The 623-nt window shown below is 56.5% G+C and carries 1 pseudogene; it reads right to left on the bottom strand.

Annotated elements, in window-relative coordinates:
* Window positions 1-623: pseudogene (locus ACTHUF_RS11020) on the bottom strand (hypothetical protein); the annotation flags it as partial.

Here is a 623-nt window from a genome sequence, read left to right as displayed (position 1 = left end):
GGGCCGCCGCTGATGGTGAGGCCGTCTGAATTCAGTTTGCTGTCGCCTGCGGTGACGCTGTCGACGGTGATGTCTTTGGCCAGTTTGAAGTCAATCTGGTTGTCGGACACGGTGGTAACGATGTTGCGGTCGCTGCTGCGGTAGGCAACGGTTTCGCCCAGTTGGACGTTGTCGTCACTGCCGTTGTCGGCGGCAATGTTCAGACCTTTGGCGATGTTGGCGGCGTTGTTGGCGACGTTTTGGTTGGTCGCAAACAGTTGGCTGCCGTTGACGGCGTCTTTGCTGTTGGCATTAAGGTCGCCGTCGGCTACGTTGGTCACTTTGTTACCGGCGTTGTTCAATCCGTCTTTGGTCAGTTTGACGTCACCTGCTTTAACACTGTCTTGGGTCAATGCGACATCGTCGCCGACTTTCACACCGTCGTTGTTCACGGTGGTGTCGCCGGCTTTGACGCTGTCTACCACCAGGTCTTTGTTCAGCTTAACGGTCACTTTATCGTCTTGGGCTTCGGTGGTGATGTTGTCGTCGCCGGCAACGGTCACGGTGGAGCCGAGTTTTTCGACATTGGTGCTGCCGCTGTCGCCGTTGAAGGTCAGGCCTTTGGTGTCAACGGTGGTTTTGGC

Source organism: Neisseria sp. P0024.S006 (assembly GCF_051956595.1).
Taxonomy (GTDB): Bacteria; Pseudomonadota; Gammaproteobacteria; order Burkholderiales; family Neisseriaceae; genus Neisseria.
The sequence above is the reverse complement of the archived record's forward strand: the minus strand, read 5'-3'. Positions and strand labels throughout refer to the sequence as shown.